Below are 1,740 nucleotides of genomic sequence, written 5' to 3' on the forward strand. Positions count from 1 at the left end.
ACGCTGGTGGTGCACAAGGCCGACATCGCCGTCGATTGTGGGCCACAGATCAATCCCGAGCGCATTCGCGCGCAGTTCGAAGGCGCCTGCGTCATGGGCCTGGGTAATGCGGTGCTGGGGGAAATCAGCTTCAAGGATGGCAAGGTCCAGCAGGATAACTTCCATATGTACGAAGTGGCACGCATGTCCCTGGCGCCAAAAGAAGTGGCGGTGCATCTGGTGACGCCGCCGGGCGACGTGCCATTGGGCGGTGTCGGTGAGCCAGGCGTGCCACCGATTGCGCCGGCACTGTGCAATGCGATCTTTGCTGCCACCGGCAAACGCATCCGCAACCTGCCGGTTCGTTATCAGCTGTCGGGCTGGCAGAAGGCTGGCGCCTGATGGACAGCGCCGATCTGAACGTCCTGCGCAGCGTGTTGCAATGGCACCGTGCCGGTCAGCGGGTGGTGTTGTACAGCGTGGTCGAAACCTGGGGCACCGCGCCCCGGGCACCTGGTGCCATGTTGGCCTTGCGTGAAGACGGCATGGTGATCGGTTCGGTCTCGGGCGGGTGTGTCGAAGATGACTTGATCGCCAGGCTGCACGACGGGCGCCTTGCGCTCGACGGGCCGCCGGTGCAATTGATCACCTACGGCGTGACCCGCGAGGAAGCCGCACGTTTTGGCTTGCCCTGCGGTGGCACCTTGCGCTTGACCGAGGAGCGTATCGACGATGGGGCTTGGATCGAGCAATTGCTCGCCCGTTGCGAGGCCCATGACATCGTTGCCCGTGAACTGAACCTGGCCACCGGCAAAGTGCTTTTGCAGCCGGCCAGTAAAGCTGACGTGTTGACGTTCGACGGACAGACCTTGCGGGCAATCTATGGCCCGCGCTGGCGCTTGCTGCTGATCGGCGCGGGGCAACTGTCACGCTATGTCGCTGAAATTGCCAGGCTGCTGGATTTCGAGGTGCTGATTTGCGATCCGCGTAGCGAGTTCGTCTACGGCTGGGAGGAGCAGCACGGACGATTCGTTTCGGGCATGCCGGATGAGGCGGTGTTGAATATCCAGACCGATGAACGCACGGCCATCGTGGCCTTGACCCATGATCCGCGTCTGGATGACATGGCGCTGCTCACGGCCCTGGATTCCAGGGCATTTTACGTCGGGGCGCTGGGGTCGCGGGTCAACAGCCAGAAGCGCCGGGAAAACCTGGCTCAACTGGGTTTGTCGCAACCGGCGATTGACCGCTTGCATGGTCCGATCGGTTTGCACATCGGCAGTCATAATCCAGCGGAAATTGCCTTGTCGCTCATGGCGGAAATCGTGGCGGTCAAAAACGGCGTCGAACTGAAGCAGAAGAAAGTCTTGCAGGAGAGGGTATGAGCGAGTCCATTGGCGTCATCGTGCTGGCGGCGGGGCAGGGCAGCCGGTTTCGTCAGTTGGCGGGCGCCAAAAAGGATAAATTGCTGGCCGATTGCACCGGTCGTGACGGTGCGGTTCGATCAGTCATCGAGCACACCTTGGTCAACCTGCCGGTCGCTCTGGACAAGCGCGTACTGGTGACCACTGCTGACCGCCCGCAAGTGATTCGCATGGCTCAGGCCTATGGCTGTGCGATTGTGCTCATCGAATCGACGGGAATGGGCGACAGCATTGCCGCCGGGGTCGCTGCCTGCAAGCAACTCGATGGCTGGTTGATGGTGCTGGGGGATATGCCGTTCATCCTGCCGTCCAGTATCGAGCAAGTGGTGGCAGGTAT

The 1,740-nt window shown here is 61.6% G+C and carries 3 protein-coding genes; all 3 read left to right on the forward strand.

All coding sequences use genetic code 11. From position 1 onward, the window contains the following. Positions 1-381, forward strand: a 381-nt coding sequence (locus ACXRVY_RS27315; RefSeq protein WP_458238760.1) for a molybdopterin cofactor-binding domain-containing protein, incomplete at its 5' end; no start/stop codon positions are given. Next, positions 381-1,364, forward strand: a complete 984-nt coding sequence (locus tag ACXRVY_RS27320; RefSeq protein WP_223459612.1) for an XdhC family protein — start codon at positions 381-383, stop codon at positions 1,362-1,364. The genes ACXRVY_RS27315 and ACXRVY_RS27320, both read left to right, overlap by 1 nt. Then, positions 1,361-1,740 (forward strand): NTP transferase domain-containing protein (locus ACXRVY_RS27325; protein WP_458238761.1); only part of this gene is annotated, 380 nt, incomplete at its 3' end. The genes ACXRVY_RS27320 and ACXRVY_RS27325, both read left to right, overlap by 4 nt.

The organism is Pseudomonas sp. P5_A2_2 (assembly GCF_054177685.1).

Coding starts and splice junctions, on each gene's coding strand:
- ACXRVY_RS27320 (WP_223459612.1), top strand. CDS start 381: ATGGACAGCGCCGATCTGAACGTCCTGCGCAGCGTGTTGCAATGGCAC.